Raw genomic sequence first — 5,760 nt, 5'->3', positions numbered from 1 at the left:
CAGCAACCAAGTAGCAGTCACTAAAAAAATCGAGCGGCCAAAGAAGGCCCTCATTCGCTCGCTTTATAAAACGGTTCATGATATCAACTAAGATTTTGCCAAAGAAATATCTCTTGTAGTAATCATTATAGACGTAAAATATGTCGCCCTCTTTGAGCTTTTTTTCTGGCATTTAGCTCTTCCAGATATTTTTGTTTAGCTCCAGATCATGCACGATCTCCACAAAGTCGCTAACTCCTGCGATGTAGCTTTGTATGCTCTCGTTGCTAGTTATCGGTTTTTGTATATCAGGCTCAAAGCTATCTTTTCTTAGATCGATCGCTATGTAAATTTCATTTTTCAAAAATGCCGCCGAGAGCGGGGCGTTAAATTTGGTTCTTAGGTTGTTAAAATTTTCCATTAGTTTTGGCGACAGAGCGTATCTAGCTGCGATCTGATCGGTCGTATATGTCTTAAAGAGCTCGTTAAATTTAGGGTTATCCATCGTCGCTAGCTCGCCCTCGCTTTTTAGATCAGATGTTCGCTTTTTATCGCAGACGTAGATCGTGGCGTTTAGCTCTTTTTTAAACTCCGCCTTTAGCAAGATGCCCTCAAATTTAACCGTCGTATGGGTGTGTTTGCCACTTTTTGTCACCTTTGCAGCGTAAAAGTCGCAGAGCTTAAACTCGGTGTTATCCACCTTGCCAAATATCAAGTCCTCGCCGCGATACTCGCTCACGTCGGTGTCGTAAATTTGATAAAAGTCATATACGCTAAGCGAGCCATTTGCGTTAAAATTTAGGCCGTAGTTTTTGACTATGGCCGTGACTACTTTTTGCTTGAAATTTGCTCTAAAGTTGTTTTTTAGCTCAATTGTAGTTTTGCCAAGATAGCCAACGACTCCAACTAGTAAAAATATAAATAAATTTCCAAGTTTTATCGAGGCTAGAAAAATTCCACCCACGACCGCTCCACCAATCCCATAAAATAGTATCTTGGAGAGCTTTTTGCCGATATCTTGACGCTCTTGCTCAAGGGCTTCAAGATCGGCGTAGTTTATACCTTTTAGGTTGTTTTGCTCCATTTTTTAGGCCCTATTTTTTAAAAAGATCACCGACGTTTGGAGCAGCAGCTTCATTTTCTGGGATATCAAAAAAGACATCTTTATGAAAGCCAAACATTGAAGCTACGACGTTTGAAGGAAACATCTGTATGGCGTTGTTGTAAATTTCAACGGCTGAGTTGTAGGCACGGCGTGCAGCTGAAATTTGCTCTTCGACCTCGCTTAGTGTGCTTTGGATTTGAAGTAAATTTTGATTTGCTTTTAGGTCTGGATAGTTTTCCACGCTCACTCTTAGGCCATTTAGCAGGCCTGAAATTTTGTTATTTAGCTCAAATTTATCCTCTAGAGTTGTGGCGTTTTTGGCACTCTCTCTAAGGGCGGTGATAGTTTCTAAGACGCCTTTTTCATGCACCATGTACTCTTTTGCAGTAGCTACTAAATTTGGTATAAGATCATACCTTCTTTTTAGCTGCGCATCTATGCCAGCCTCGACGCTTTTTACTTGGTTTTGCTTTGCAACTAGGGAGTTGTAAAGGCTTATAAAAAAGATGAAAGCTAGCGCTAAGACGACTATGACGACGACAAATAAATTCATGGCATTTCCTTTTAAATTTAAGTTTTTGAAAGTTTATCCAAAGTTGCTTAAGCGTTTTTAAACACTAAATTTAGCAAAAAAACAAACTTTAATCTTAAATTTTACATATAATTTATATAATTAAAAATTGTTTTTTACGAGGAGGAAAAATGAGAACTATAAACGTAAAAGATATAAAAGAGGTCGTTGCTAAGCTTTGTAAAGAGGCCTGTTACGTCGTCACACCAGATATAAAGGCTGCTTTTATAAAAGCTCAAACCAAAGAGAGCTCATCTCTTGGAAAAGACATTTTGGGCAAAATTTTACAAAATGCTAAGCTTTCAGAAGAGGGCGTAGCGCCTATTTGCCAAGATACGGGTATGACTGTTGTCTTTGTTGAGATCGGCCAAGACGTGCATATCGAGGGCGGATATATAGAAGATGCGATAAACGAGGGCATTGCAAAGGGCTACACCGAGGGCTATCTTAGAAAATCAGTCGTCGCAGAGCCACTTTATGAGAGAAAAAACACTACAAACAACACTCCAGCAGTCATTCACACTAGGATCGTGCCAGGGGATAAATTTAAGATCAAAGTAGCACCAAAAGGCTTTGGTAGCGAGAACAAGTCAGTTTTAAAAATGCTTGTGCCAGCTGATGGCGTAGAGGGCGTTAAAAAGGTCTTTTTAGAGGCTGTAAAATACGCTGGACCAAATGCCTGCCCTCCAATGACAATAGGCGTTGGCATAGGTGGCACTATGGACAAAGCGGCACTTTTAGCAAAAGAGGCTGCGGTGCGCTCAGTGGATAGCAAAAACCCTGATCCAAGATATGCAAAGCTAGAAGAGGAGCTACTAGAGCTTGCTAGTCAAACAGGCGTCGGCCCTCAAGGACTTGGCGGCGATACAACCGCTATAAAAGTAAATGTCGAGTGGTATCCAACTCACATCGCAGGCCTACCAGTAGCTGTAAATATCAACTGCCACGCTGCACGCCACGCAGATGCCGAGCTTTAAGGAGATAACATGTCAGAAGTAAAAAGAATAACAGCACCATTTGATAAAGAGGTGGTAAAAAGCCTAAAAGCAGGCGACAATGTCCTAATATCAGGCACCATCATAGCAGCTCGCGACGCCGCTCACAAGGCGCTAACTGAGACTTTAGCACGCGGCGAGAAGCTACCAGTTGAGCTAAAGGGCGAGACTATCTACTACGTCGGACCAACACCAGCTAAACCAAACCAAGCTATCGGTGCAGCAGGCCCAACAACAAGCGGCAGAATGGACAAATACACGCCAACTATGATAAACGAGGTCGGCATAAATGGCATGATCGGCAAGGGCTACCGTAACGACGCCGTAGTCGAGGCTATGAAAAAATCATGCTGCGTTTATATGGTCGCTATCGGCGGCATCGGAGCGCTTATCAGCCAAAGTATCAAAAAATATGAAGTGCTAGCCTACCCAGAGCTAGGACCAGAGGCAGTTGCAAGGCTCACAGTAGAGGACTTCCCAGCGATAGTAGCTATCGACTGCGAGGGCAATAACTTCTACGAAGTCGGCCAAGCACCTTACAAAAAAATCTAAATTTGATCCGCTAGCAGCCTAAGCTAGCGGAATTTCTCCCAAGATGAAAACTTTTTACAACGATCAAGCAAAGAATTTGCTCAAATTTTTTACCAAATCCAAAAGCGAGCTAGTAAATTTAAAGCTAAAGCAAATTTTGGACGAGGGCTTTGTCATAAAAGCACAAGGGATATTTCTAAAAAACGCCATCAAAAAAGGGCAGAAATTTGAAGAAAACAAGACGCAAAATGAGTGGTCGCTAAATGATATAGTAGTTTTTGAAAGCGAGTATGAGAGCCCTGAAGAGTATTTTAGCGACGTGGGCTCGTTTGTCGTGAAGCTTGCTAGTAAATTTAGAGCAAGCGATCTTGGCGAGGAGATAGTGCTTGCCGTTTCGTTTCAGGCGCTGCTGTTAGTCACGCTGGATAGGGACGAGTTTAAATTTATATATGAAGACTACGACGATAGCACAAATGCCGCTCACATAAAAATTTACGCTAAAAGAGAAAACGACGAAATTTTGCTATACAAAGGTGGGTGTGATGGCTATAAAAGCGAAGCACTGATCGTTTACGAGGTGGCTAGTAGTAGCCAAGACACATAGTATCAGTTAGTTTTATGCGCTTTTCAAAGGGCGCTGGCGAGAAAAATTTGCACTTTTCTATGTAAATTCTATACGAGTAGCTAAGTTTAAAATCATCATAAAATTTCTTTAAATTTAAAAATTTGATACCGCAAATTTCATGAAATTCAAAAAGATCATAAATTTTAGAGCCATTTTTAGCGACAAGGTGCGAAGGGGCAAGCGAGGTAAATGAGCAAAAAACGCCAGTTGGGGTAAGGCCATCTAGCGGTGTGCAAGCTTGTAAGGCGCTCGCAAATTTCTCTGGGACGCTCTTTTTTCTAAGAAAAACGATGCGCGAGTTTTCAAATTTAGCGCTGATCGCGTTTTTCCAAAAAAGATAGGCGTTTGAGGAGATGCCGGCATTTTTAGCAAGCTGAGCGCCAAGCACGTAGCCATCTAAAAATTCGTTTGGTGCAAGAGTTATTTGCATCTTTTTCCTTTTGAAATTTTGCTCATTATAGCCTTTGGTGCCTAAAAATTTAGAAATTTATAGTAGGATTTTGCCAAATTTCAAAGGATAAAATATGAAAAAACAAATTTCGACTAAAAATGCACCGCAAGCGATCGGGCCGTACTCTCAGGCGATTAGTGTAAATGGATTTTTATTTATCTCAGGGCAGCTTGGCGTCACACCAGAGGGTGAGTTTGCAGGTAGCAATGTAGAGGCTCAAGCGCAGCAGTCACTTACAAATTTGCAAAACATTTTGGCTGAAGCTGGACTTAGTTTTGATAATGTTGTAAAGACTACGATCTTTTTAGCAGATATGGCAGATTTTGCCAAGGTAAATGTCACATACGCTAAATTTTTCAAAGAGCCATATCCAGCTAGAAGCACGGTAGCTGTGAAGACTTTACCAAAAGATGCACTCGTAGAAATAGAGGTTATCGCAGCTTATTAACAATTATTGTACCAAAGTACAATTTACAAAGAAAAAAATTTGATCTACAATTCCCTTAAAATAATCAAAAATCTAATATTAAGGGGGTTCCATGGCAACTCAAATCGGTGTTATAAAACAAGTATCTGGCTTAGTTGTGGCTGTAGACGAAAACGGCACACAAAGAGTATTAAAAGCAGGTGATGCTCTATTTTTTGGCGAGGTGATCAAAACCTCTTCAGCAGCTTCTAAAGCAGTCGTATCAATGGATAACGGCAAAGATGTAACTATCTTAGGTAATGAATCTGTTAAACTAGATAATAGTGTTTTAGCAAATTCTGATAACACAGTTGCTGATGTAAGTGATTTGCAAAAAGCTTTGCTTGATGGAAAAGATTTAACAAAATTAGAAGAAACTGCAGCTGGTGGCGGTAATGCAGCTGGTGGCGGAGATGGCGTGAGCCTTGGTTCAGTATCATTCGAACATGGCGGACACTATTCAAATATCAGTGCTGATACTAGCGCAATAAATCCTTTAGGTGCTGGATCTTTCTCAGGTCCAGTAGATAACGTAGGGGGTGGCGCAGCAGACGTAGCAGATACTACTCTGATAGATCCAGACCTTACTCGTAAGCCAAGTAGACCATCTAGAATTGATTTTCCAGAAGACGAAAACCATGATGGTAAAATTTCTGATGATGAGAATAGACGTGGTGATAATGATCATGGCAAGACAACCGTTGATGTTACACTTCCAAATGACGGCAGTGTAAAACCAGGTGATAAAGTAGTCATTAGAGATGAGGATGGAAATAAAGTTGGTGAAAAAGAGATCACCAAAGATGACATCGATAATGGTAAAGTAAGTGTTCCTGATGTTCCAGTAAAACCAGGTGATAATACAATCACAGCTGAGATTGTTAACCCTAATAATCCAGACAATCCAAGTGATCCAACTATTGGTAATATTGTTGAAGATAGCGACAGAAAACCAAGCAAACCTACTGATGTAAATTCTCATGAAGACGAAAACCATGATGGTAAAATTTCTGATGATGAGAATAGACGTGGTGATA

8 protein-coding genes are annotated in these 5,760 nt (G+C 40.7%); 5 read left to right on the top strand and 3 right to left on the bottom strand.

Features of this window, described 5'->3' with window-relative positions; all coding sequences use genetic code 11:
- Positions 1-172: 172 nt before the first annotated feature.
- A complete protein-coding gene (locus Q0296_RS06565) occupies positions 173-1,063 on the bottom strand; it encodes a DUF3137 domain-containing protein (protein WP_298038277.1) in 891 nt (296 codons plus the stop codon).
- A 10-nt stretch (positions 1,064-1,073) separates the two neighbouring features.
- Positions 1,074-1,637: a LemA family protein gene (locus Q0296_RS06560; RefSeq protein ID WP_298038274.1), complete on the bottom strand. Its 564-nt coding sequence runs from the start codon at positions 1,635-1,637 to the stop codon at positions 1,074-1,076.
- A gap of 149 nt (positions 1,638-1,786) precedes the next feature.
- Here Q0296_RS06560 and Q0296_RS06555 point away from each other — a divergent pair, with 149 nt between their 5' ends.
- From Q0296_RS06555 to Q0296_RS06545, 3 genes are read left to right on the top strand one after another with little or no spacing between them, the layout of a single operon-like run.
- On the top strand, positions 1,787-2,632 hold the full coding sequence (locus tag Q0296_RS06555) for a fumarate hydratase (RefSeq protein ID WP_298038272.1): 846 nt from the start codon (positions 1,787-1,789) through the stop codon (positions 2,630-2,632).
- A 9-nt stretch (positions 2,633-2,641) separates the two neighbouring features.
- Positions 2,642-3,202 (top strand): Fe-S-containing hydro-lyase, encoded by a 561-nt coding sequence (locus Q0296_RS06550; protein WP_298038270.1) that lies wholly within the window; start codon positions 2,642-2,644, stop codon positions 3,200-3,202.
- Between the two features lie 43 nt (positions 3,203-3,245).
- On the top strand, positions 3,246-3,785 hold the full coding sequence (locus Q0296_RS06545) for a hypothetical protein (protein WP_298038267.1): 540 nt from the start codon (positions 3,246-3,248) through the stop codon (positions 3,783-3,785).
- On the opposite strand, the gene Q0296_RS06540 is transcribed toward Q0296_RS06545, so the two are convergent.
- Positions 3,763-4,236 (bottom strand): cysteine permease, encoded by a 474-nt coding sequence (locus Q0296_RS06540; protein WP_298038264.1) that lies wholly within the window; start codon positions 4,234-4,236, stop codon positions 3,763-3,765. The genes Q0296_RS06545 and Q0296_RS06540 overlap by 23 nt on opposite strands.
- A 94-nt stretch (positions 4,237-4,330) precedes the next feature.
- Here Q0296_RS06540 and Q0296_RS06535 point away from each other — a divergent pair, with 94 nt between their 5' ends.
- Both Q0296_RS06535 and Q0296_RS06530 read left to right on the top strand, forming a co-directional pair.
- Positions 4,331-4,705, top strand: a complete 375-nt coding sequence (locus Q0296_RS06535; protein WP_298038261.1) for a RidA family protein — start codon at positions 4,331-4,333, stop codon at positions 4,703-4,705.
- A gap of 91 nt (positions 4,706-4,796) precedes the next feature.
- A partial coding sequence (locus Q0296_RS06530) for a retention module-containing protein (protein ID WP_298038259.1) occupies positions 4,797-5,760 on the top strand: 964 nt, incomplete at its 3' end.

Origin of the sequence: uncultured Campylobacter sp., assembly GCF_937890585.1 — a bacterium.
Lineage (GTDB): Bacteria > Campylobacterota > Campylobacteria > Campylobacterales > Campylobacteraceae > Campylobacter_A.
This window is presented reverse-complemented; position numbering and strand designations above follow the sequence as displayed.

Bases quoted from the DNA above. Each gene is read 5' to 3' on its own strand.
- Q0296_RS06565 (WP_298038277.1), bottom strand. From the start codon at position 1,063: ATGGAGCAAAACAACCTAAAAGGTATAAACTACGCCGATCTTGAAGCC.
- Q0296_RS06560 (WP_298038274.1), bottom strand. From the start codon at position 1,637: ATGAATTTATTTGTCGTCGTCATAGTCGTCTTAGCGCTAGCTTTCATC.
- Q0296_RS06555 (WP_298038272.1), top strand. From the start codon at position 1,787: ATGAGAACTATAAACGTAAAAGATATAAAAGAGGTCGTTGCTAAGCTT.
- Q0296_RS06550 (WP_298038270.1), top strand. From the start codon at position 2,642: ATGTCAGAAGTAAAAAGAATAACAGCACCATTTGATAAAGAGGTGGTA.
- Q0296_RS06545 (WP_298038267.1), top strand. From the start codon at position 3,246: ATGAAAACTTTTTACAACGATCAAGCAAAGAATTTGCTCAAATTTTTT.
- Q0296_RS06540 (WP_298038264.1), bottom strand. From the start codon at position 4,236: ATGCAAATAACTCTTGCACCAAACGAATTTTTAGATGGCTACGTGCTT.
- Q0296_RS06535 (WP_298038261.1), top strand. From the start codon at position 4,331: ATGAAAAAACAAATTTCGACTAAAAATGCACCGCAAGCGATCGGGCCG.